This is a genomic window from Candidatus Limnocylindrales bacterium, from assembly GCA_035626395.1.
Lineage (GTDB): Bacteria > Desulfobacterota > Binatia > UBA1149 > CAITLU01 > DASPNH01.
On sequence record DASPNR010000007.1, the window covers coordinates 55330 to 77340 of the forward strand.

Annotated in this window: 21 protein-coding genes; 15 read left to right on the forward strand and 6 right to left on the reverse strand. The window is 66.1% G+C overall.

Features of this window, described 5'->3' with window-relative positions:
* Position 1: 1 nt before the first annotated feature.
* A complete protein-coding gene (locus tag VEC57_03590; protein HYB98197.1) occupies positions 2–973 on the reverse strand; it encodes a sulfotransferase in 972 nt (323 codons plus the stop codon).
* 84 nt (positions 974–1057) lie between these two features.
* On the opposite strand from VEC57_03590, the gene VEC57_03595 reads away from it, so the two are divergent.
* A complete protein-coding gene (locus VEC57_03595; protein ID HYB98198.1) occupies positions 1058–1648 on the forward strand; it encodes an acyltransferase in 591 nt (196 codons plus the stop codon).
* Here the strand turns inward: VEC57_03595 and VEC57_03600 are convergent.
* Entirely contained in the window at positions 1641–3113 is a 1473-nt protein-coding gene (locus VEC57_03600; protein HYB98199.1) for a hypothetical protein, read from the reverse strand. The two genes, VEC57_03595 and VEC57_03600, sit on opposite strands and share 8 nt — an antisense overlap.
* A gap of 191 nt (positions 3114–3304) precedes the next feature.
* On the opposite strand from VEC57_03600, the gene VEC57_03605 reads away from it, so the two are divergent.
* The 3 genes from VEC57_03605 (at position 3305) to VEC57_03615 (ending at position 6154) form a co-directional block, all read left to right on the forward strand.
* Positions 3305–4402: an O-antigen ligase family protein gene (locus VEC57_03605; protein HYB98200.1), complete on the forward strand. Its 1098-nt coding sequence runs from the start codon at positions 3305–3307 to the stop codon at positions 4400–4402.
* A gap of 4 nt (positions 4403–4406) precedes the next feature.
* Complete coding sequence (locus tag VEC57_03610) at positions 4407–5180, forward strand: CpsB/CapC family capsule biosynthesis tyrosine phosphatase (GenBank protein ID HYB98201.1); 774 nt, start codon at positions 4407–4409, stop codon at positions 5178–5180.
* Positions 5181–5326: 146 nt separating this feature from the next.
* The gene (locus VEC57_03615; GenBank protein ID HYB98202.1) at positions 5327–6154 is read left to right on the forward strand and encodes a class I SAM-dependent methyltransferase; all 828 of its coding nucleotides are present in this window, start codon (positions 5327–5329) and stop codon (positions 6152–6154) included.
* Here the strand turns inward: VEC57_03615 and VEC57_03620 are convergent.
* The 4 genes from VEC57_03620 to VEC57_03635 form a co-directional block, all read right to left on the reverse strand.
* Positions 6151–7419 carry a tetratricopeptide repeat protein gene (locus tag VEC57_03620; protein HYB98203.1) on the reverse strand — a complete coding sequence of 423 codons (1269 nt, stop codon included), beginning with the start codon at positions 7417–7419 and terminating at the stop codon, positions 6151–6153. The two genes, VEC57_03615 and VEC57_03620, sit on opposite strands and share 4 nt — an antisense overlap.
* 10 nt (positions 7420–7429) lie before the next feature.
* Positions 7430–9805, reverse strand: coding sequence for a polysaccharide biosynthesis tyrosine autokinase (locus VEC57_03625; GenBank protein ID HYB98204.1), 2376 nt, complete (start codon positions 9803–9805; stop codon positions 7430–7432).
* Positions 9806–9848: 43 nt separating this feature from the next.
* Complete coding sequence (locus tag VEC57_03630) at positions 9849–10865, reverse strand: SLBB domain-containing protein (protein HYB98205.1); 1017 nt, start codon at positions 10863–10865, stop codon at positions 9849–9851.
* Positions 10866–10975: 110 nt separating this feature from the next.
* A complete protein-coding gene (locus VEC57_03635; GenBank protein ID HYB98206.1) occupies positions 10976–11746 on the reverse strand; it encodes a hypothetical protein in 771 nt (256 codons plus the stop codon).
* 263 nt (positions 11747–12009) lie between these two features.
* Between VEC57_03635 and kdsB the strand changes: the two genes are divergently transcribed.
* The 11 genes from kdsB (at position 12010) to rapZ (ending at position 22008) form a co-directional block, all read left to right on the forward strand.
* On the forward strand, positions 12010–12774 hold the full coding sequence (gene kdsB / locus VEC57_03640) for a 3-deoxy-manno-octulosonate cytidylyltransferase (protein ID HYB98207.1): 765 nt from the start codon (positions 12010–12012) through the stop codon (positions 12772–12774).
* 78 nt (positions 12775–12852) lie between these two features.
* Positions 12853–14526 (forward strand): CTP synthase, encoded by a 1674-nt coding sequence (locus tag VEC57_03645; GenBank protein ID HYB98208.1) that lies wholly within the window; start codon positions 12853–12855, stop codon positions 14524–14526.
* Positions 14519–15376 (forward strand): 3-deoxy-8-phosphooctulonate synthase, encoded by an 858-nt coding sequence (gene kdsA / locus VEC57_03650; GenBank protein HYB98209.1) that lies wholly within the window; start codon positions 14519–14521, stop codon positions 15374–15376. The genes VEC57_03645 and kdsA overlap by 8 nt, the downstream gene beginning before the upstream one ends.
* Entirely contained in the window at positions 15373–16353 is a 981-nt protein-coding gene (locus tag VEC57_03655; GenBank protein ID HYB98210.1) for a KpsF/GutQ family sugar-phosphate isomerase, read from the forward strand. Before kdsA ends, VEC57_03655 begins: the two co-directional genes overlap by 4 nt.
* Before the next feature lie 8 nt (positions 16354–16361).
* A complete protein-coding gene (gene lptC, locus VEC57_03660; protein ID HYB98211.1) occupies positions 16362–16949 on the forward strand; it encodes an LPS export ABC transporter periplasmic protein LptC in 588 nt (195 codons plus the stop codon).
* The gene (locus VEC57_03665) at positions 16946–17647 is read left to right on the forward strand and encodes an LptA/OstA family protein (protein ID HYB98212.1); all 702 of its coding nucleotides are present in this window, start codon (positions 16946–16948) and stop codon (positions 17645–17647) included. The genes lptC and VEC57_03665 overlap by 4 nt, the downstream gene beginning before the upstream one ends.
* Entirely contained in the window at positions 17644–18408 is a 765-nt protein-coding gene (gene lptB / locus VEC57_03670; GenBank protein ID HYB98213.1) for an LPS export ABC transporter ATP-binding protein, read from the forward strand. The genes VEC57_03665 and lptB overlap by 4 nt, the downstream gene beginning before the upstream one ends.
* A 113-nt stretch (positions 18409–18521) precedes the next feature.
* On the forward strand, positions 18522–20000 hold the full coding sequence (gene rpoN / locus VEC57_03675) for an RNA polymerase factor sigma-54 (protein ID HYB98214.1): 1479 nt from the start codon (positions 18522–18524) through the stop codon (positions 19998–20000).
* A gap of 39 nt (positions 20001–20039) precedes the next feature.
* Complete coding sequence (raiA, locus tag VEC57_03680) at positions 20040–20591, forward strand: ribosome-associated translation inhibitor RaiA (protein HYB98215.1); 552 nt, start codon at positions 20040–20042, stop codon at positions 20589–20591.
* A gap of 8 nt (positions 20592–20599) precedes the next feature.
* Entirely contained in the window at positions 20600–21073 is a 474-nt protein-coding gene (locus VEC57_03685; GenBank protein ID HYB98216.1) for a PTS sugar transporter subunit IIA, read from the forward strand.
* Complete coding sequence (gene rapZ, locus VEC57_03690) at positions 21070–22008, forward strand: RNase adapter RapZ (GenBank protein ID HYB98217.1); 939 nt, start codon at positions 21070–21072, stop codon at positions 22006–22008. Before VEC57_03685 ends, rapZ begins: the two co-directional genes overlap by 4 nt.
* Positions 22009–22011: the final 3 nt, after the last annotated feature.

Consider the following 22011-nt stretch of genomic DNA (forward strand, 5'->3'; position numbering starts at 1 on the left):
GTCAATCGATCTTGGGTATCGGCAGCGTCCCGCGCCGACGCCACAGGTCACGCACCGTCGTCGACGCGAGGAGCGGGCCCAGGAACGACAGTACCAATGCGCTCGCGTCCGCACCGACGCCGTCCCATCGGAGCTTCAGCCGATCCAGCTCCGCCAGCGTCGCGGCCTGGTCCAGGCCGAAAGTCGCGCACGTCTCGCGACCCAGTCGCCGCAGGTACCGCCGGGCGAAATGCCGCCGGACGGGCGTGTTCAGCACCTCGTGCCAGCGATTCACGGATGATTGCACGACAGAGGAGCCGCTGAGATTGGCGGACTTGTCGCCCAACCGGCCCGAGTCGGCAGCTACCGCGTCGCCATCAAGCATGCGCACGTCGTACTCCAGTCCGAGGTGCTCGCACACCCGGCGACATATTCCTTCCGGGTCCGATACGAGATGCTCGTAGCGTACCGTCAGGAATCGGTCGGGACGTTGCGTCAGCGCTTCATGGATTGCGCAAGGGCCGCGATAGAGGTCCAGGAGCGCGTTGTGGAGCCACAACCGGTCGCCTCCCCAGGTCGTGATGACGGACGAAAGAACGTCGAGCGGGTTGCGCAGGAGAACGATGGCTTTCGCATCCGGAAAGACCCGGAGGACGAAGTCGATGATGAGGAAGTAGCGTGGCGTCTTGTCGAGGAAGTAGGCCGTTTCGCCGCCGGCTGCCCGCCGATAGACGTCCAACGTGAAGCCTCGCACCGCGTCCTCGAAGTCGCGCGCACCGTTCGGCATTCGAGCGGCGAGGTCCTCAATGGCGATGCACGCCCCGCGCTGGGAATACTCCGCATAGCTGCGGATGCCGCTCCCGGCCACCATGCCCGCCAGCGGCAGCAGGATCCACGGCTCGCTCGCCGTCGCGATGCTCGGATGTCCGGCGAGCAGCCGCTGGAGCAGCGTCGATCCGCTGCGCGGGAGCGAAAAAAGGTACAGGGGTGTCACACTCAACGCCCATTACCGCTGGCCGCCTCCATTGCAATCGGCCTGCCCTTCGCACAGGCTCGAAGTTCGGCACGACGGTCGGCCATGGATGAAATTCGTCAAGGAGCCGCGAACAGCCAGCGCCCGGTCGGTAGAACCAGCGCGTTCGTTCCGCTTGCGCTGGCCCTGCTTCACCTCACGGTGAAGGTAATCTCGTACCTGCCGTCGCATCTGATCCGGAACGCGCTGCTCCGGACTCTCGGCATGCGATTGGGGAGCGGCAGCACGCTTTACAGCGGATTCGAGCTGCGTTCGCCGTGGAAGATCCAAATCGGCGATGACACGGTGGTGGGGCACCGTGCAACATTGGACGGACGGCGAGGCCTTCGGATCGGCGCCCACGTCAACTTCAGCTCCGAAGTCATGGTGTGGACGCTCCAGCACGATTACCGGGATCCTTTCTTCACCGTCAGCGGTGCGTCCGTGGTGATCGAGGACTATGCGTGGCTCGGCCCGCGCGTGATCGTGCTGCCCGGCGTCACGATCGGCAAAGGAGCGGTCATCGCAGCGGGAGCAGTCGTAACCGCGGACGTTGCCCCGTATGCAGTCATGGCAGGAGTGCCCGCGCGCCAGATCGGCACTCGCCCGGCGGATCTGCGCTACACGCTGAGCCATTCAATCGCGCCATTCATTTGAGCGCCGGCACACCACCTCCCGGCTCCAGCACCGGAGGCCAGCGGCGGCGGTCCCCGTGCACGACGCGCTTGTCACGCATTGCGACCTGTCGCTCGGGCGCCCGGATCCGCCAATCGACCACGAGGCACGCGACCGAGAACCAGAACGGCAGCGCGAGCTTCGCCTGGTTGAGGACCGGGTTGAACGTCAGCTCGAAGAGGAACGACGCGACGAAGACGGTGGCGGCCAATTCCATGCGCGCCGTGCGCGCAACGTAGTCGGGCAGACTCAGGATCGCATGCTTCAAGGCGACGATGCAGGGCAGGAGAAACAGGATCAGACCCAACGTGCCTCCGAACGCCATCACGTCGAACGTGTCGGAATGGCTGGGGAGCACACTGAGGCCCACCCGCATGATTGGAGAGCCTACAAAAAGCTGACCCCACAGCGGACTCGACTGGAACAGTTCCCATCGCTCGCTGTACGTCACCAGTCGGACGCCGGGGCTGCCGCTGGGTAGAAGCGCCTGATAGACGATCGCCGCGGTCGCCACCGAGGCGAACGTCGCGCAGGCGACCGTGGCTACCCACAACCGTCTGGCGGCCGCAGCGGGTTGCCGCATCCGCCGGCGCGAGCGTAGCTCGACGATGAACATGGCGCCGATACCGATGAGCGCGAACGCAAAGCCGGTCAGCTTGATCGTCGCGGCCGCGGCGAGGCTGAAGAAAACGACGAGCGCAATTCTGCGCATGGCCCAAGGATCGGCCAGCGCTGCACCGACGACGGCAGCGAAGTACACACATTGTTCGTGGTAGATGTGCTTCAGGTCCACCATCCGCACGCCGAGTCGCCACAGACCGAGGATGACGACCATGACCACAGCGGCCAGCACCAGGACGACGGCGAGCCTTCGTTCCAGGTACCGTTTCTCCGTCGGCAAATACATGGCCATGTAGGATGGCAGGAACGGCAAGGCGCACAGCCCCCGGCCCAGGAATGAATCGGACAGCTCCGCGCCGTACTGGAAGATCGTGTAGACACTGCCGGCGATGACGAAAACGGCGAACGAGAGCACGGACAGGAAGGGAAGCGTCGCCAGCGGGAATCCCCGCGCACCGAGCCAGTAGAACGGTAGTGCGAGCGTCGCCAGGAACGCTGGAGCGTACTTGGCCGGCGCAAACCGCTGTAGTCCCCACTCGGTATCGGACGGGTCGACCGCGAAGGCCGTCGCAAGCACCAGCGCAGCCAGCAGCAGGTTGGTTCCGAAGCGCACCAGCGGCCGGCTCCGAATCGTGATCCGGATCGGCTTGACGCGCCTCATGACGTCGAACTGCCTGAGATCCGCGGAAACGGCAACACGGCCGCCTCGTCTTCTCGCGCGATCCCGCCTACGATGGGTCCGATGCGTGTCGATCGTTCTATGGCTACGCCGGTTCGATGAATCCTGCAGTGTCCGCCATACCGTGGCGCCGCTCCGCGCTGCCACTTCTCCTTGCCGCCTTCCTCGCAGCCACGTTTCTGGCTCTGGGCGCCAATTCGGATGTAGGCCGCAACTTCGTCACGGTTGGCTGCGGTGCATTAGCCGTCGCTGCCGTCACCGTCGCCGGACGCTACGCGACGGCTACGATCTCTCCTCCTTTCCTCGTACTCGCGTTCGCTCTGCCGATACAGGCGGTCGTGCAGACGATCGCCGCGTTGACGGGCGTCGTCTCGGACGATTTCGCACCGGTCGCGACACTGGCGGACGCGTCGGCACTGTACGTTGCCTATGCGCTGTTCCTGGTTGCGGCCCGCCTGGCTCTACCGACGCTGGGCGACGTGCGAACGATCGTGACCGCTTTGGTCACGCTCGGCCTGTTGGAAAGCGCCTACGGTGCGCTCAACCTGCTGGCGGGAAACGAATACCTGCTCGTGTTCAAGCGCCTCGCCTACCACGACTCGGCAACCGGGACGCTCGTCAACCGCAATCACTTCGCCTACGTTCTCGAGATGACGATTCCTCTCGCGGTCACCACCGCGATCGCTTCGCTGCCAGCGCGATACTCGGGGACTATCGCCGCTGCCGAAGAGAAGGCCAGGGCAGGCATCGTCATGGTCGCGGTCGCCGTCATGCTGCTGGCGTTGCTGCTCTCGCGCTCCCGCATGGGGCTCGCCAGCCTTGTCGCTGCCGCCGTCATGATGATCGGGTGCGAGCGGGTTCTCCGGCCGGCGGGCGTCTCGCCAAGTGCGTTAGCTGGCCGAGGCGCGGTGGCGATTCTGGTGGCAATCACGTCGGTCTTCGTCGCCGGCGTCGGCTTGGACGTCGCGATCGAGCGCTTCTCCCACGCGAGCTCGGACCTGGAAGTGGGCCGTCTGCCAATCTGGCGGGATAGCTGGCCGATGGCGCTGACGCATCCGTTGTTCGGGAGCGGCTTCGGCGGCTACGGTGAGTTGATCGCCTCCTATCGCGACGGGCCTTCGGGCTTCAGCTATGGCCATGCGCACAGCGATTATCTGGAGACGGCGATCGAGGGCGGCATCGTGGCGGTGCTGGTCGTGGCCGCGTGGATGACCTTCTTCGTCCGCCGCCTGGTGCGCGCTCTCCGTATGACCGTTTCGCCCGAACGTCGCATGATGATCGTAGCGGCCGCGACGGGGATCACCTCGGTCGCGCTGCACTCCACCCTGGACTTCGGCTTGCGCATTCCGGCCGTCGCGTTGACCCTGCTGCTGCTCGTCGCTGTCTTCCTCCGTCTGACGGACGGCGAGGAAGCGCGACCCGTTGTTCGTGCGTGAAACGATGATCGACCTCCATTGTCATCTGCTGCCTGGGATCGACGACGGTCCGCGGACCTGGGGGGAGTCCATCGATCTTTGCCGCGCGATGGTCGACGATGGCATCACCCGTGCCATCACGACGCCGCACCTGATCGACGGCGTGTACGAGAACACGCTGCAAGTGACGCGGCCGCTGGTAGCCGAGCTCCGACAGCGGCTTGGTGACAATGGCATTTGCCTGGATGTCGATGCGGCGGCGGAAATCGACATTTCCTCGCGCTTCGTTTCGGGCGACGGCTCCGACATACCCACCCTGTGCGGCACTGCCGCGCTGCTGGAGATGCCCGTCGCGGTCATCCCTCATGCCATGGAGCGAATCCTGTTCGCTGTGCGGTCACGGAGCCTGCTGCCGGTGCTGGCTCACCCCGAGCGCAATCACCTCGTGCAGGAGAATCCGGAGGTCGTGGCGTCGTGGGTTGAGTTGGGTGCCATCTTACAGCTCGACGCAGAATCTCTGCTCGGCCTCTGGGGCAAGAGCGCTCAGCGCTGCGCCGAGCAGCTGCTCATGAAAGGCATCGTCGGCGTGGTGGCAAGCGACTCCCATTCCTGCCGCAAGCGGCCGCCGCGCATGTCGGCGGCCGCGGCCAGGACTCGCGCACTGCTCGGAGATTTCGCATCGCATATGTTCACCGCCACTCCTGCCGCGATCCTCTCCGGACAATTCCGCGATCTGCCGAACCTGGAAAGGGATCCGGCACGATCCCGCTCGTTCTTCGGACGCTTGTGGAAGCGCTGAGGCCGGTGACGATCAAAACGTCATTGCAAAGTCTGCTCCCCGCGCTGGACGTCGTGCTGGCGCCGCTCGTAGCGCCCGCCGCAGTCTTGCTGCGACTCGTGCGGACCGCGGGGCTGCACCGCCTGCCGCTGTGCCGGCGAGTTCTCGTGAGCATCGGTCTGCTGCCGGTACGCCGGCACTATTACGAGCCGTTGTTCCATCCACGCGACCTTCGCGCGTCCTTCGACAGAGACCGGCCGCTGCCGGGCGTCGATCTGCGCGTTGACGAGCAGCTTTCGTTGCTGCGCGAGCTGCGCAGCACGAGGGAGGAGATCGCCGACCTCAGCGTGACTCCGACCACGGATCTGTCTTTCCACTTTGGCAATATTGCCTTCGAATCGGGCGACGCCGAGATATGGTATGCGGTCATCCGTCATCTCCGTCCGCGGACGATCATCGAGATCGGATCGGGATATTCGACGCGGCTCGCGGCGCGGGCAATCGAGCGCAACAGCCTCGACGATGCGTCCTACCGCTGCCGTCACGTGTGCATAGAGCCGTACGAGATGCCGTGGCTCGAGAAGCTGGGCGTAGAGGTGGTGCGCCGGCGGGTGGAAGACGTCGGAGCGGAATTCTTCGCTTCGCTGACGTCGGGCGACATTCTTTTCATCGATTCCTCGCACATCATCCGCCCGCAGGGGGACGTGCTGTTCGAGTTCCTCGAGCTTCTCCCGACGCTTTGTCCTGGCGTGGTCGTCCACGTTCACGACGTGTTCACACCCCGCGACTACCTCGAGCCGTGGGTGATCCAGCAGGTGCGGCTATGGAACGAGCAGTACCTTCTGGAGGCGTTCCTCACGCACAACGCGAATTGGGAGGTGATGCTGGCCCTGAACCACTTGCACCACCACCACTACGAGGAACTCGCCGGAGCGTGCCCCTTCCTGACTCGCGATCGCGAGCCGGGCTCCTTCTACATCCGCCGCGCTGCCTAGGAATTCGGGTCCTGGTTCCCACGGGCGGGTTCGAGCCGCACATCGTCCACCCACAGCTCGCCCCCGAGGAATTTGTTGGGCGCGCTCGTCGACTGTCTGGCGACGAGGATGCGCACGCCGTCGCAATCGTCCGGAACGCGGAAAGGGATTCGCACATCCGTCCACGGGGACGACAGCTTCCAGTCGGGAGTGGCCGCCCACAATGCGCAGGCGCCGTCGCGATTCCGCTGCGGTATGCCCCGCACCGCGAGCCTCGGTCCGCTGGCCGACGTGATGTGAGCGGCTTTCACTTTCGCGTGCAGGACGTAGCTGGCTCCCGGCGTCACGGGTACGTCCTGCCACATGCCTCCGAACTGCGGATTGGACTTGCCGTCGAATGCCAGCCGCAATGCACGCTTTCCTTCGGGACACCCGTCGCACTCCTCGATCGTTGCCGTGATGCCGTCGGCAGAATTGAGGTACCAGCCGAACGGTCGCACGTCATCGTCGGTCTCGAAGCCGCCGGCGATCACCGTGCCCGATGGAACAGCGGCAGTCTCGAAGAATACCGCCCACGCATCCGCGACGAAGCCTTCGGCGAGGAGGCGTTGCGCGTACGCCTTGCGCTGGTCCGCACCCTGGTCCGGAGCGTGGTGACGGTAACGCTCCCATACGACCTTCGCCTCCTCGACGGGTCGATTCATTCTGACAAAGGCGAAGTACGTACTCAGGGCCGAAGACTCGACGACGTGATCCAGCATGAAGCTCACGTCATAGATGCGATGCAGCATCGCGTAGAAATCGTGCAGGTCGTCGCTCATCCCGCGTTGAACGGCGCTGAATTCCCGGCCGGCGTCGGCGTGGCGGTCAAGTCGCGCGTACAGCGTTCCGGCACGCATCCGGATCGTCGTCTCGGAGCGGCCGAACCGGATTGCCTGCTCGATAGCCTCCGACGGATCCTGGCGGAGCGCCGCCTGTGCCTCTGCAAGGCCGATCCAGCACCGGCTGCACGCAGGGTACCTGGCGATGGCGGCGCGGTACTCGGTGATGGCCTCCGCGTGGCGACCGAGTCCCGACGCAACATCCGCCAGCTTCAATCGGTACCACCAATGCTCCGGCACGATCGCCGCCGCGCGCGACATTCCCTCAATGCGCTCGACTCCGGGGCGCGCGGACAGATAGGCCGCTGTCAGGCCGCGGCTGCCGTAGAGCATGCACAGAACTGCCGCCAGCACGACGGCGGAGCGTAGCGACCACTGGCCAGCGGCAGGGGTGGTCACGGACACGACCGGGGTTTCAGGCGGACGTACCGCTGCCCAAGCGTCCTACCTTGGCCTGATCCGCGCTGCTGTAAGGCACGCCGTAGTGGCTGCCGTACCCGTAGCCGTAGTAGCCACCGTAGTACGAGTAGCTCGAGCCGCGCGTCGAGACCTTGTTCAGGACCACGCCCAGCACCTTGGACTGCATGCGCAAGAGATATTCCGATGCATGCTTGAGCACGTGACGCGGAGTCGAGCCGGCTTGTGCCACCAGCAGACATGCGCCGCCTGCGCGATTCGCGAGCGTCGGTACGTCAGCGAAGCCGAGGGTCGGCGGCGCATCCAACAGGATGAGGTCGTAACGAGCCTCGAGCTCGTCCAGTAGCTCGGCGAGCAGGGGCGAGCCGAGAAGATCGACCGGATTGGGCGCGGGAGGCCCGCCCGTGATCACGTGCAAGCCTGGGTGACCGCTCTCGCGGATGATGTCTGCGAGCTGCGCGTTTCCCGTAAGGTAGCTGCTCGTCCCGGCGGCGTTGTCGAGGCCGAGCGCGTTATGGACGCGCGGCTTGCGCAAGTCGCAGTCCATCAACATGACGCGCTTGCCCATCTGGGCGAAAGCCAGCGCGAGATTGGTGGTAAGGCACGTTTTGCCTTCGCCTGGAGCCGAGCTCGTGACGAGGAGGCGCGTCGGCAGGCCGCCCGAAGCTGCGAGCATCAACGACGCTCTCAACGTACGCACAGCCTCGGCACCGGCCGATGTCGGCAGTACCGCAACCTGCCGATCCGGCGAATAGGTCGTCATAGCGGCCGTGTCTTCCGGGGCGGCAAAAACGGGAACGGCGGCCAGCGTGGCGAGCCTCGCGGCCCGTTCCACGTCCTCGGGACTCTTGACCGTATCGTCGAGGTACTCCTGCGACACCGCCACTCCGACTCCACCGAACAAGCCGACCACGAGCGCGAGCGCGAGATTGAGCGCGAGCAACGGACGGTGGTGCTTGAGCGGCACTTCCGCCTGGTCGAGCACCGTGATGTTGGAGGCGCGCATCGCTCCGGCGACCTCGATTTCCTTGTAGCGCGACAGCAGGTTCTCGTAGAGCTGCCGGTTGGTGTCGATGTCGCGCTTCATGATGTTGAACATGACCGACTTGGCCTCGAAGTCCGCGACTGCCGCCTGGTGCTCATCCAGGGTCTTGCGCAGATCCTTCTCGCGCTGTACCGCCGTCTGGTAGGCGCTGGCCACGCTGTTGACCAGTCCCTGCTCGGTCTCCTTGAGCTGCTTCTGCAGTGAGGCCACCTTCGCGGCCATGCTGCGGACGTCTGGAAACTCGTTGGAGAAAGTCTGGCGGAGCAGCGCGAGCTCGGCCTCGGCCTCGGACAACTGATCCTTGAGTGTCTTGAGCAGGGGGTTGTCGATGATTCCCGGCATGCTCGCGCGCATCGGCCCCTGGACCTGCAGGTGCTCCGCCTCCAGCCGGATTCGCTCCGCTTCGGCCTCGGTCACGCGCTTGCTCAGATCGTCCAGGCGATCACGCAGGACCTTATCCTCCTCTTCGATCGCGTAGATGTCCTTGCCCTTGGCAAACGCCTGCAGTGCCACCTCGGATTCCTCCAGGCGGCTCTTGGTGACGGTGAGTTGCTGCTCGATGAAGTCCTTCGCCGTGGCAGCCGAGCCGATGCTCTGGTCCATCGTCAGCTCGACGTACTGCTTGGCCATCGTCGATACGATCCGCTGCGCCAGCTTCGGGTCCTCCGCGATGTACGCGACCTCGACGAGGTAGGATTCCTCCTTCGGTGAAACGATGACGTTGCTGAGCAGAAGGTCGACGAGCATCTTGTGTTCGCGCTCTGCCGCAGTCTTCTCGTCCACCTGTTCGTCGGCGCTATCGTCCGGCAGCAGCGCGACGAGCCACTCCTTGAAGGAGCCCAGGGCGCCTTTTTCCTTCAGCTGAGGATTGAAGAGCGGCTCTTCCGCAAGGCGCAGCGCGTCGACCGTCCTGCTGGCAAGTGCGCGGCTGGAGAGCACCGAATACTGGGTCTGAAAAAAATCCTTGTAGGCTTGAACCTGGTTGATGCTCTGCTGGATGCTGGAGGCGAAGTCGACGATGTTCGGCCCGTTGGGCTGAATCTGCAGCACGGTCCGGGAGCGGTATGTCGGCGTGGCTGCGAGCGAGTAGATCAACGCCGTGACCAGGCATACGGTGGTTGCGGCGGCGATTGTCCATTTGCGACGCAGCAGGAAGTCGAGGTAATGGCGGTACGAGACCTCCTCCTCGACGACCATGTAGCTTTCGCCATAGCGGAAGGCATCTGGGGGGCCGGCTTGGTAGCCCCGCCAGGGGCCCGGAGGATCAGCGCCTGGGTTGACGGGCGGATCGTTCCGCGGCGTCAGGCTCCTTCCGTCGTTCCTGTCCATCGTCGTCAGCTCTCCATGTCCGGCGCGCGAGCCGTCCGCGAAATCAGAAGGTAGCGGCGCTCACGCCTACCCGGAAAAGTCCCATGAACTTGTCGACTACCAGCTTCGCGCCCGACATAGGAACCACGATCACATCGTCTGCGGTAACGACCATGTCGGGGGCCCGGCCGGCTTGGATCGCTGCGATATCGATCGCAATGGCCTCGCGCTCGCCATCGGGTCGTTTGCGATAAACCGTGGTTCCCGACGCCCGTGACAGGTCGAAGTCGACGCCACCGGCCACCACGAGCGCCTGTGTGACCGTCGTCTCCGTCAGGAGCGGGTAGGCGCCGGGTTTGTTGACCATGCCCTCGACGTAGAAGATGCCGGCCTTCGGCACGTTGATCACGTCACCGGGAACGAGTGACGGGTTCAGGCGCGCATCGCCGGTCTGTGCGAGTTGATCCAGATCGATCAGCACCGATTGCGCATCCTGGTTGCCGACGCGGGTCAGCCGCACCGAGCGACCGGCGTCCGGGTCTAAGCCGCCCGCCATTGCCAGTGCCTCGAGCAGAGTTTTTCTGCCGCGCAGTTCGAGCACTCCCGGCGTCTTGACGTTGCCGACGACGGAGACGCGAAAGCTGCGGTACTCCTGGATGTGGACCGTGATCTGCGGCTCGTGGATGAATCGCTTGTACTGGACCCGGAGCGCCTCCTCGAGCTCGATCGGATCGTAGCCCGCGGCCTGCGCTTTCCCGATGTAGGGCAACGTAATGAAGCCCGAATTGGATACGCGGGCCGTCACGACGCGAGGATCGCCTGCGGTGTCCTCGATATCGTAGAAGGTGACCTCGATCAGATCCTCCGGACCGATCTTGTACTCGCCCGAAACGTGAGCAGCCTGCGCCGCGAGGAGCTGAAGCGAATCGTTGAAATTGTCGATCTCGGTCTGCTTGACTGCCTCGTTCGACCGAGCCAGTGCCGTTCGTGGGTTTTGAGGTGCGCACCCGCCGCAGATGGCTGCAAGCAGCGCGATGGCGAGCGTGGATGCGAGTGGCCAGCGAGGCGTGGATCGAGGCATCGATATCAAACGACCTCCGGAACTAAGCCCACGGGAGTGCCACAAAAAAAAGCGCGCCGCCACCGTTCGTACAGTGGCGGCGCGCTGTGTCTGAATCAGCTTGCGCTTACTCAGTCGTTATCGCAGGGCGGGCTCGCGCAGTTGTCGTCGTCGTCGTCGTCGTCATCCAGCGTAGTCGCCAGCACCACCGCGGCCACGGCCGCCAGGGCCACGCCGCCGATGATCCAGACAGCGACCATGCCCTTCTTCTCTTCCTCGACGACGGGCTCGGCCGCCGGAGGGGGAGGAGGAGCCGGAAGCTCCTCGGGGCGCTCGGGCTCGCCGTAGGCGCCGGCGACCTTGACCGGCTCGTCGAGCCACACGCGCTCACCGGCCTTGACCTGAATCTGCTTGCCGCTGGCCATCGCGACCTGGAAGGTGCCGCTTTCGACAGTCAGCGTGGGGCGGCCCTGGATCGTGTCGACATAGCCGTCGGCGGCGCCGGTGGCCTTCACCTGCGCGTTGCCGGCCGCCACCTGCAGCGGCGAGGCCTCATTGACGTGGAAGGCGACCTTGCCCTTCTCGACGCCGACCACGGCGGCATCGGCGGTGCCCGTCGTGCGCACCTCGGCGCCCGAGTACATGCCGATGGTGCCCTGCGAGCCGAGGTCGGCGAGCACGTAACCCTGATCACCCGTTTTGATGCGATCACCCGCGAGAAGCGGACGGGTGGAAGAAACCTTGGACCATTCCTGCGAATCGGCCGCCACCCAGGCCGGGCCGGCCACCTTGACGGTTCCATACACGGACGCGCTCGCGCCCGCCGTCGGAACCTGCGCAGCCACCAGACTTGCCGAGAGAACGGAAGCCAGCGTGCGTTTCCAGAGAGCGTTCTTCTCCATCAACCTGTACTCCTTCATGAATCCGCCAAGCGCCACGAGAGGCTGCCTAGGACAATGGCGGCAGGCTAGGTCCCGTTCCCGCCCCCTCATTCGAACGATCAGGCGCAATCTAGCCCTGCATGGAAGACGGTGTCAAGGCGACCGCCCATATGGGAGGCGACGCAAAGCGCCTGATTTTTCCTGCCCAATGGCCGCTTTGACATGCCGGCGAGGCGGTCGCTATAGGCGTGTGCGTTCCCTCGGCCCACGCCGAGCACCCGTCCATGCTTTCATCGACCAACGACGTCGCGGTCGTCGTCATCCCAGCCCGGTACGGGTCGACGAGACTGCCGGGCAAGCCATTGGCCGATCTGGCCGGCCGCCCGCTGATCGAGCACGTCTGGGCGCGCGCTCGCATGGCCGCTCTGCCGCAGCGCGTCCTCATTGCCACCGACGACGCCCGCATCGCCCAGGCCATGCCCGAGGCCGCCGAGGTCGTCATGACCGCCGCGCACCATCGCAGCGGCAGCGATCGCGTGGCGGAGGTCGCCGCCACCCTCGACTGCGGGATCATCGTCAACGTCCAGGGAGATCTGCCCATGCTCGATCCGGCCCTGGTCGACGAGCTCATCGACTGCCTGCGCGCCGATCCCGAGCTCGGCCTGGCAACGGTGGCGGTGCCCATCGAGAGCGAGGAGGAATTCCGCAATCCCTCGGTGGTCAAGGTCGTCTGTGACGCGCGCGGGCGCGCGCTCTACTTCTCGCGCGCGCCAATCCCGCACCACCGCGACGATCCAGGCAGTTTTCGCGGCGCCTACCGCCACGTCGGCATCTACGCGTACCGCCGCGGCACCCTGCTCGGGTTCGCCGAGCTGGCGCCGACGCCGGCCGAGCAGGCCGAGAACCTGGAGCAACTGCGGGCGCTGGAGAACGGAATCGTCATCGGCGTGGTACGACGCGCCGCCGGCGTGCCGATCGAAGTGGACACACCCGAGGATCTGGCGACGGCGCGGCGCATGCTCGCGGCCACGGAGCCGAAAGGTGTATGAGGCCGAGCAGCATCGTCGTTGCGCGGCGCCTGCAGGGGCGCGCCCGACCGCCCCGAACGCGATGAGAGGATGACCATCATGAGCACGACGGAAGGCAGACCCACCAAATACATCTTCGTCACCGGCGGCGTGGTCTCGGCGCTCGGCAAGGGGTTGGCCTCGGCATCGATGGGCGCGCTGCTGGAGAGCTCGGGCCTGAAGGTCTCGATGCTCAAGATGGACCCGTACATCAACGTCGACCCGGGCACGATGAGCCCGTTCCAGCACGGCGAGGTCTACGTCACCGACGACGGCTACGAGGCCGACCTCGACCTCGGCCACTACGAGCGCTTCATCACCAACGGCATGGGACGGCGCAATAACGTCACCACCGGCAGCGTCTACTACGAGGTCATCAAGAAGGAACGCCGCGGCGATTATCTCGGCGCCACCGTGCAGGTGATCCCGCACATCACCGATGAGATCAAGAGCCGCATCCGCACCGCTGCCGAAGGGTGCGACATCCTGCTCGGCGAGGTCGGCGGCACCGTCGGCGACATCGAGAGCCTGCCCTTCCTCGAGGCAATCCGGCAGATGCGTGCCGAGGCCGGACACGACAACGTGCTGTTCGTGCACCTGACGCTGGTGCCGTACATCGGCGCCGCCGGCGAGATCAAGACCAAGCCCACGCAGCACAGCGTCAAGGAGCTGACGGGCCTCGGCATCCAGCCCGACATCCTGCTGCTGCGCTGCGACCGCCCGCTCTCGGACAGCGTCAAGGAGAAGGTCGCGTTGTTCTGCAACGTCGACAAGAAGTCGGTCATGGAGGCGCGCGACGTCGACAGCATCTACAAGCTGCCGCTGGCGCTGCAGGAGCAGGGCCTGCACAACCGCATCACCGAGAAGCTGCACATCTGGACCGGCGCACCCAAGCTGGTGGCGTGGGAGCGCGTGGTGCACACGCTCGAGAACCCGAAGGACCGCGTGCGCATCGCGATGGTCGGCAAGTACGCCAACCTCGCCGATTCGTACAAGTCACTGAACGAGTCGCTGACGCACGGCGGGCTGGCCAACGACTGCGCCGTCGACATCATCCACATCGATTCGGAAGAAGTGGAGACCAAGGGCATTCTCGCCGAAGTCGCCATGGCCGACGCCATCATGGTCCCGATGGGCTTCGGCCCGCGCGGCACCGAAGGAAAGATCGCGGCGGTGCGGTATGCGCGCGAGAACGGTGTGCCGTTTCTCGGCATCTGCTACGGCATGCAGATGGCGGTGATCGAGTTCGCCCGGCACGTCTGCGGCCTCGAGGGCGCGCACACGACCGAAGCGGACCCGAAGACACCGCATCCCGTGATCGACCTGATGGTCGCGCAGCAGGCGCTGGCCGACAAGGGCGGCACGATGCGACTTGGCGCCTATCCGTGCGCGATCAAGGAAGGCACGCTGGCGCACCGCACCTACGGCAAGCGCAAGATCAGCGAGCGCCACCGCCACCGCTACGAGTTCAACAACGCCTATCGCGAGGTGATCGAGAAGAAGGGCATGACGCTGTCTGGCACCTCACCCGACGGCAACCTGGTCGAGATGATCGAGATCCCGGCACATCCATGGTTCCTGGCCTGCCAGTTCCATCCCGAGTTCAAGAGCAAGCCGCTCGATCCGCACCCGATCTTCAAGGGCTTCATCCGCGCAGCCCTGCACCACAAGCAGCACCGCCGCGAGACGCCGCCGCTCAAGGGCCTTCGCGTCGTCGGCAGCACCGATGAGTGAAGTCCGGCCTTTCCGCATCGGCGATGGCGCGCGCTCGGTCGAAGTGGGCGCGGGCAGGCTCTTCCTGATCGCCGGCCCCTGCGTCATCGAATCGCGCGACTCGGTCATGCGGCATTCGTCGGCGCTCGCCGAAATCAGCGCGCAGGTGGGAGTGCCCATCATCTTCAAGGCCTCCTTCGACAAGGCCAACCGCACCTCGCACGCCTCTTTTCGCGGCATCGGCATGGAGGAGGGACTGAAGATCCTGGCCGAGGCGCGCGCGAGCAGCGGCTTGCCCGTGCTGACCGACGTGCACGAGACGTCGCAGTGCGCGCCCACCGCCGAGGCCGTCGACGTGCTGCAGATCCCGGCGCTGCTGTGCCGGCAGACCGACCTGGTGCAGGCGGCGGCGGCCACGGGCAAGGCCGTCAACATCAAGAAAGGGCAGTTCCTGGCGCCATGGGACATGAAGCACGCGCTCGGCAAGGCGCGCGAGGCCGAGCGTGGTGCGGACGCGTCGCGCATCATGCTGACCGAGCGCGGCGCGACGTTCGGCTACGGCAACCTGGTCAACGACTTCCGCTCGCTCGTGATCATGCGCGCCCTCGGCGCACCGGTGATCTTCGATGCCACGCACTCGGTGCAGCTTCCCGGCGCCGGCGGCGACAAGTCGGCCGGCGAGCGGCGCTTCATCGCGCCGCTGGCGCGCGCTGCCGTCGCGGTGGGCGTCGACGGCCTGTTCATGGAGTGCCACGAGAACCCCGACCAGGCCCTCAGCGACGGCCCCAACTCGCTGCCGCTGGCCGATCTCCCCGACCTTCTCCGCTCCCTTCTGCGCATCCACGAGGCGCGGCATGACGGCGCTCCATGAATAGGCGCAGCGATCCACAAACCGCGCTGGCCACGGCGCGCCGCGTTCTGTCGATCGAATGCCAGGCCCTGCAGGAGATGGGCGAGCGGCTGACCGAGGACTTCGCCCGCGCCGTCGATCTGATTCTCGCCTGCAACGGCCGCGTCGTGGTCACGGGCATGGGCAAGTCCGGCCAGATCTGCCGCAAGATCGCCGCAACGATGTCGTCGACCGGGACCTCCGCGTTCTTCCTGCACGCCGGCGAAGGCGTGCACGGAGACCTCGGCATGTTCGCTCGCGGCGACGTCTGCATCGCGATCTCCAACAGCGGCACGACGCAGGAGGTGCTCGCACTGCTGCCGGCGATCAAGCGCCTTGCGCTGCCGCTGATCGCGATCACCGGCGGCACCAGGTCGCCGCTGGCGCAGGCGGCCGACGTCGTCCTCGACGTCAGCGTGCGCATCGAAGCCTGCCCGATGAATCTGGCGCCGACGGCGAGCACCACCGCCACGCTGGCGATGGGGGATGCGCTGGCGGTGGCGGTGCTGGAAGCCAAGGGCTTCACCGAAAGCGATTTCGCGATGCTCCATCCGGGCGGCGCGCTCGGCCGCAAGCTCCTGCGCGTCGAAGAGGTCATGCACGCCGCCGACGCGATCGCGCTGGTGTCCGAGAGCATGCCGCTCCTGGAGACGCTGCGGCTGATCACCGAAGGCAAGCTGGGAACGGCCGGCGTGGTCGACGGACACGGCGCGCTGCTCGGCGTGATCACCGACGGCGACGTCCGCCGCGCCTTGCTGCGCCACGGCAACCTCGCCGACAAGACCGCCTGCGACGTCATGACGCGCAATCCCAAGACGGTGAAGGCCGCCGCGCTGGCCGAGGAAGCGCTGGCGACGATGGAGCGGCACTCGATCACCTCGCTCTTCATCCTCGACGGCGCGCGGCGTCCGGTCGGGCTGGTGCACCTGCACGACCTGCTCAAGGCCGGCGTGGCCTGAGTGATCGCATGAACCGTCGACTGTGGCGCTTCGTCCTGGCGGGGCTGCTCGTGGCGGGGCTCGTCGCCGTCGGACTATCGATGGGACGGCCCGGGCGCCTGGAGTCCGTGCTCGATGCGAGCCGTTTCACCGCCGAGGCGCTGCCGCAGCTGCTGCAGCGCATCCGCAACTTCCATCGCGTCATCACGCGCGAGGGGCGCAAGGTCCTGGAGGTCTCGGCGAGCGAAGCCAGCTACTACAAGAACGACAAGGCCATCGAGATCATCGAGCCCAAGGTCGTCTTCTACGAAGGCGGCGAGCGCGCCGGCGAGGTGGCGGCCGACAAGGGCCGTCTGTACCTGGACGGCACCGACGTCCAGGCGGTCGAGGTCATGGGCAAGGTGCGCTTCGAGCTGGGACGGCTGCGGCTGGAGGCCGAGAACCTTTCCTACGAGCGCGCGACCAATCGCATCCTGGTGCGCGGGCGCGCCGATCTCGAAGCGGCGGAGATGAGCCTGTCGGGTACAGACCTCACGATAGACATGGTAGAACGCCACGTCGTCATGAACGGAGACGTCAGCATGACCCTGCGCCCCCGCGACGGAGGCCAGGGGTGAGAAGGGTGCGCGACTTCGGCGCGAGCGCCCGCCGCGGCTCGCGCTCGTTGCGCGGGCGGCGGCTGCGCGGTTTCATGGTGCTTCTATCCGCTGCCGCTCTCGCAACCGTCACGGCGGGCGCGCGCGCGGAGAACGCGGTCAAGAACACGGACGAGGCGCTGTCGTCGATGGCGGGCGTGGCGCGCAACCTCAAGCTCGCCGACGTGCCCTCGCCCATCGACGTGACCGCCGACCGGCTCGAGTTCGATTACAACAAGGGGCTGCTGCTCTACTCCGGCAACGTCGAGGTCAAGCATGCGGGCGTCGTCATCAAGGCGCGCGACATCAGCGTCGCCTTCGAGCCGGAGGGCGAGCGCAGCCTGAAGAAGATCACCGCGCGCGGCAACGTCGAGGTGCTGCGCGAGGACGAGACCGCGCGCGGCGAGCTGGCCGAGTACGATCCGGCTGCCGGCACCATCGTCCTGTCGCAGAACGCGCGGCTCGGCAGCGGCAACAACGTGCTGTCGGGCGAGCGCGTGGTCGTCTACCTGAAGGAAGGTCGCGCCACGGTGCAGGGCGGCCCCGCCACCACGCCGGCCGGCAAGACGGCCGAGGGCGCCGCGCCTCCCGGCCGCGTACGAGTCGTGATCATGCCCGACGGCGGCGGCAAGAAGGGCGGCAAGGGCGAGGATTCCGCGCCCGCCGGGAAGAACCCGTGACCACCGCCGAAGCCGTCCATCCCGAGCACGCCGGCCAGGGCCAGGTCCTGCGCGCCGACGGCCTGCTCAAGCGCTACGGCGGCCGGGTGGTGGTCGATCATCTCTCGCTGCAGGTACGCCAGGGCGAGGTCGTGGGGCTCCTGGGGCCCAATGGCGCGGGCAAGACGACGACGTTCCACATGATGGTCGGCTTCGAGCGGCCCGAGGGCGGCTCGATCGTGCTCGGCGACCACGAGCTCTCCAGCATGCCGATGTACGAGCGTGCGCGTGCCGGCATCGGCTACCTGCCGCAGGAGCCCTCGGTGTTCCGGCGCCTGAGCGTCGAGGACAATCTCCTGGCAATCCTGGAGACCCTGGATCTGGACGAAGCGCAGCGCCGCGAGCGCCTCGAGGCGCTACTGGAGGAGCTCGGCGTCACGCACGTCCGCAAGACGATGGGCGCCGCCCTGTCCGGGGGCGAGCGACGCCGCGTCGAGATCGCTCGCGCTCTGGTGATCTCGCCGAAGTTCATGCTTCTGGACGAGCCGTTCGCCGGCGTCGATCCAATCGCCGTCCTCGACATCCAGACGATCATTGCGCAGCTCAAGAAGCGCGGGATCGGTGTGCTGATCACCGACCACAACGTCAGCGAGACGCTGCGGATCTGCGATCGCGCCTATATTCTCAACGAGGGCAAGGTGTTGGAGGAAGGTACGCCCGAGTACATCGCGTCGAGCCGCCGCGCTCGCGAGATTTATCTCGGAGAACGGTTCCGCCTCTAGCAGGAACCGTGCTAGGAACCGCGTAGCGGGATGAAGCTCGACACGTACGGCCGTGGTGGCCGTCGCAATCCAAGGTCGGGCAATCCCGGGACAGGATCCCAGACGTAGACGACATGGCTCTCGAGCAGCGCTTACAGCTCAAGCAGACCCTGCAGCTCAGGATGACGCCCCAGCTTCGGCAGGCGATCAAGATCCTGCAGCTTTCCCGTCCCGAGCTCGAGATCATGATCGCCGACGAGCTGTGCCAGAACCCGGTTCTGGAGGAGGCCGCCGAGGGCGTGCGCGAGCTGGAGCTGCGAACCGGCGACCTGGAGACCACCGAGAGCGAGGCCGCCGAGCTCCCCACTGCCGACCATGAGCCCGAGGCCGCGGCCGAAGTAGGCCAGGTCGACATCGACGAGTACCTGGACCGCTACAGCGCCGGCGACATCCACGGCTCGGTCGGCGCCGGCTCCGACCGCGACGACAACCGCGACCGCCTCTTCGAGAACGCCACCGCCCCGCACGACTCCCTTACCGAAGCGCTCCTGGATCAGCTCGGCCTGATCATGATGAACGATGAGGAGCGCCGCATCGCCACCATCATCGTCGGCAACCTCGACGAGGACGGCTACCTGGCCTGCACGATCGAGGAGCTGGCCTTTCTGGCCGAGGCCACGGTCGAGCAGGTCGAGGAGGCGCGCGAGATCGTCCAGGAGCTGGAGCCGCCCGGCTGCGGCAGCCGCGACCTGCGCGAATGTCTCCTGGTCCAGCTCAAGCTGATCGGCTACGAGCCCGACGACTACTGCGTCCTGGTCGTGGACCGGTACATGAAGGAGCTGGAGGCGCAGAAGTACGACCGGATCGCGCGCGACCTGGGAACCACCCAGCACGAGATCGTCGAGGCCCATCGCATCATCCGGTCGCTCAACCCGCGGCCGGGCCGCAATTTCGGCGCCTCCGAGACGCGCTACATCACGCCCGACGCCTACATCGTCAAGATCGGCGACGACTTCCAGGTCGCGCTCAACGACGAGGGCGTGCCCGCGCTGCAGGTCAACTCGCACTACAAGGAGATGCTCACCGGCAAGTCCGAGACCGGCCTCGGCGAAGCCAAGGGCTACCTGCAGGACAAGGTCCGCTCGGCGATGTGGTTGATCAAGTCGATCGAGCAGCGCCAGCGCACGCTGCGCAAGGTCGTCGAGAGCATCGTGCGCTTCCAGAAGGACTTCCTCATCCACGGCGTCAGCGAGCTGCGGCCGATGGTGCTCAAGGACGTGGCCGCCGACATCGGCATGCACGAGTCCACCGTCAGCCGCGCGACCTCGGGCAAGTACGTGCACACGCCGCAGGGACTGTTCGAGCTCAAATGGTTCTTCACGAGCAGCCTGCGCGCCACCGACGGAGGCGACGTCTCCTCCGAAAGCGTCAAGCAGAAGATCCTCACCATCCTGTCGCAGGAGGATCCGCGCTCACCCTTCAGCGATCAGTACATCTGCGAGCAACTGGCCAAGGAAAACGTTGACATCGCTCGCCGTACCGTGGCGAAATACCGCGAGAGCCTGGGAATTCTGCCTTCGTCCAGACGAAAGCGTCTCATCGCGCTCGATTGAGTCTCGACGGGAACCGATTGCAGCCAGCGAGGTGATAACGTGCAGATCTTGGTCACCTTCCGACACATGGACGCCAGCGATGCGCTGCGCACCTACGCAACCGAGAAGGTCGAGCGGGTTGCGAACAAGTACCTGAAGAACGCCGTCGAGGCGCACGTGATCCTGGAGGCGTCGGGCCACCGCAAGCGTTTTCAGGCCGAGATCAACATCCACGCTTCCAACTTCGACATCTCGGCCCATTCGGAATCCGATGACATGTACTCAGCCATCGACTTCGCCGTCGACAAGGTCGAGGCGCAGCTTCGCAAGCACAAGGACCGCATCAACGACCGCAAGGGCCGCGCCAGCGCGCCGGAGGCCGCCACCAACATCCCCGTAGATGTGCTAGGACCGCACGACGACGAGGGCGGGCCGCGCGTGATCGAGACCGACAGCATGCCGGCCAAGCCGCTGTCGGTGGAAGACGCGGTGTTGCAGCTCGATCTTTCGCACTCCGAGTTCCTGGTGTTCCGCAATTCGGCCACCAACAGCATCAGCGTCGTCTACCGCCGGCGCGACGGGAACTACGGCCTGATCGTGCCCAACAGCTGAGAAGCACGGTGCGGCTGGCGAGCATTCTTTCGCCGTCCTGCATCGTGCTCGACGTTGCCGGGGCCACCAAGCGCGAAATCCTCTCCAAGCTGGCGGCGCCGATCGCCGCCGATCGCGCCGACATCTCCTACGAGGATCTTCTCGACGCGCTGGTGCGGCGCGAGGAGGCCAGCAGCACGGCCATCGCCGACGGCATCGCGATCCCTCACGCCAAGATCACCACCGGCAACCAGGTGATCTGCTGCTTCGGCCGCTCGCGCGAGGGCGTCGAGTTCGAATCGGTGGATGGGCGGCCGACCACGCTGTTCTTCGTGCTGGTGTCGCCGGCGGCCGATCCTTCGCTGCACGTGCAGTGGCTTTCGCACATCGCGGGCCTGCTCAGCAACGGCGGCCTGCGCCGCCAGCTGCTCGAGGTGCGCTCGCCCGAGCAGGTGCTGGCGGCGCTCGAGGAGGAAGAGAGCGTGCGGGAGGCAAGGGCGTGAGCGCCGGCTCGGGCGACGAACGGGCGCACGAGGCGTCGCGGCCGCACGAGCGCGAGGCCGGCCGTCGTGCGGTCGAGGTCATCGTCGTCACCGGCATGTCCGGCTCGGGCCGCTCCACCGCCATCCATGCGCTCGAGGACCTCGGCACCTACTGCATCGACAACCTGCCCACGGCGCTGGTCTTCCAGTTCGTCGCGCTGTGCAGCGATGCGCGAGCCGGCAAGCCCAAGGTCGGCCTGGGCCTGGACGTGCGCGATGCCGCCTACGTCAAGAGCTGGCCAAGCGTGCGCCAGGCGCTCGAGAAGGCCGGCCATCGGGTAACCGTCGTCTACCTCGACGCTTCGGACGAGGTGCTGGTGAGGCGCTATTCGGAGACCCGGCGCGTGCATCCGCTGGCTGGCGGCCGCGACGTGCCCGAAGCCATTCGCGCCGAGCGCGAGATGCTCGCGCCGCTGGAGCGCACGGCCGACCTCGTCATCGACACCAGCGGTCTGACCGTGCACGAGCTCAAACGCCGGCTGCAGGAGTTCGCCGCCGGGACCGCCACCTATCGCGGGCCGGCGGTGACGCTCAAGAGCTTCGGCTTCAAGTACGGCACGTTGCCCGACGCCGACATGATCCTGGACGTGCGCTTCCTGCCCAATCCGCATTTCGTCGACGAGCTGCGGCCGCTGACGGGGCGCGACGAGAAGGTGGCCTGCTACGTTCTGGAGCCGGCCGTGGCCGGCGAGTATCTGGAACGGGTAATGAACTTGCTCGAATTCGTGCTACCTCATTACGGCGTGGAAGGTCGTCCCTACATGACGATAGGCCTGGGTTGCACGGGTGGGCGTCATCGCTCGGTGTGCATCGCCGAGGAGATCGGCCGCCGCCTTCGCCAGCGCGGCGTGGACGTCAGCGTGCGTCACCGCGACGCAGATAGGGAGGATCGGTAGGCC

Coding starts and splice junctions, on each gene's coding strand:
- kdsB (HYB98207.1), top strand. CDS start 12,010: ATGCTTTCATCGACCAACGACGTCGCGGTCGTCGTCATCCCAGCCCGG.
- rpoN (HYB98214.1), top strand. CDS start 18,522: ATGGCTCTCGAGCAGCGCTTACAGCTCAAGCAGACCCTGCAGCTCAGG.
- VEC57_03645 (HYB98208.1), top strand. CDS start 12,853: ATGAGCACGACGGAAGGCAGACCCACCAAATACATCTTCGTCACCGGC.
- VEC57_03635 (HYB98206.1), bottom strand. CDS start 11,746: ATGGAGAAGAACGCTCTCTGGAAACGCACGCTGGCTTCCGTTCTCTCG.
- lptC (HYB98211.1), top strand. CDS start 16,362: ATGAACCGTCGACTGTGGCGCTTCGTCCTGGCGGGGCTGCTCGTGGCG.
- kdsA (HYB98209.1), top strand. CDS start 14,519: ATGAGTGAAGTCCGGCCTTTCCGCATCGGCGATGGCGCGCGCTCGGTC.
- VEC57_03610 (HYB98201.1), top strand. CDS start 4,407: ATGATCGACCTCCATTGTCATCTGCTGCCTGGGATCGACGACGGTCCG.
- VEC57_03595 (HYB98198.1), top strand. CDS start 1,058: ATGGATGAAATTCGTCAAGGAGCCGCGAACAGCCAGCGCCCGGTCGGT.
- VEC57_03655 (HYB98210.1), top strand. CDS start 15,373: ATGAATAGGCGCAGCGATCCACAAACCGCGCTGGCCACGGCGCGCCGC.
- VEC57_03630 (HYB98205.1), bottom strand. CDS start 10,865: ATGCCTCGATCCACGCCTCGCTGGCCACTCGCATCCACGCTCGCCATC.
- VEC57_03625 (HYB98204.1), bottom strand. CDS start 9,805: ATGGACAGGAACGACGGAAGGAGCCTGACGCCGCGGAACGATCCGCCC.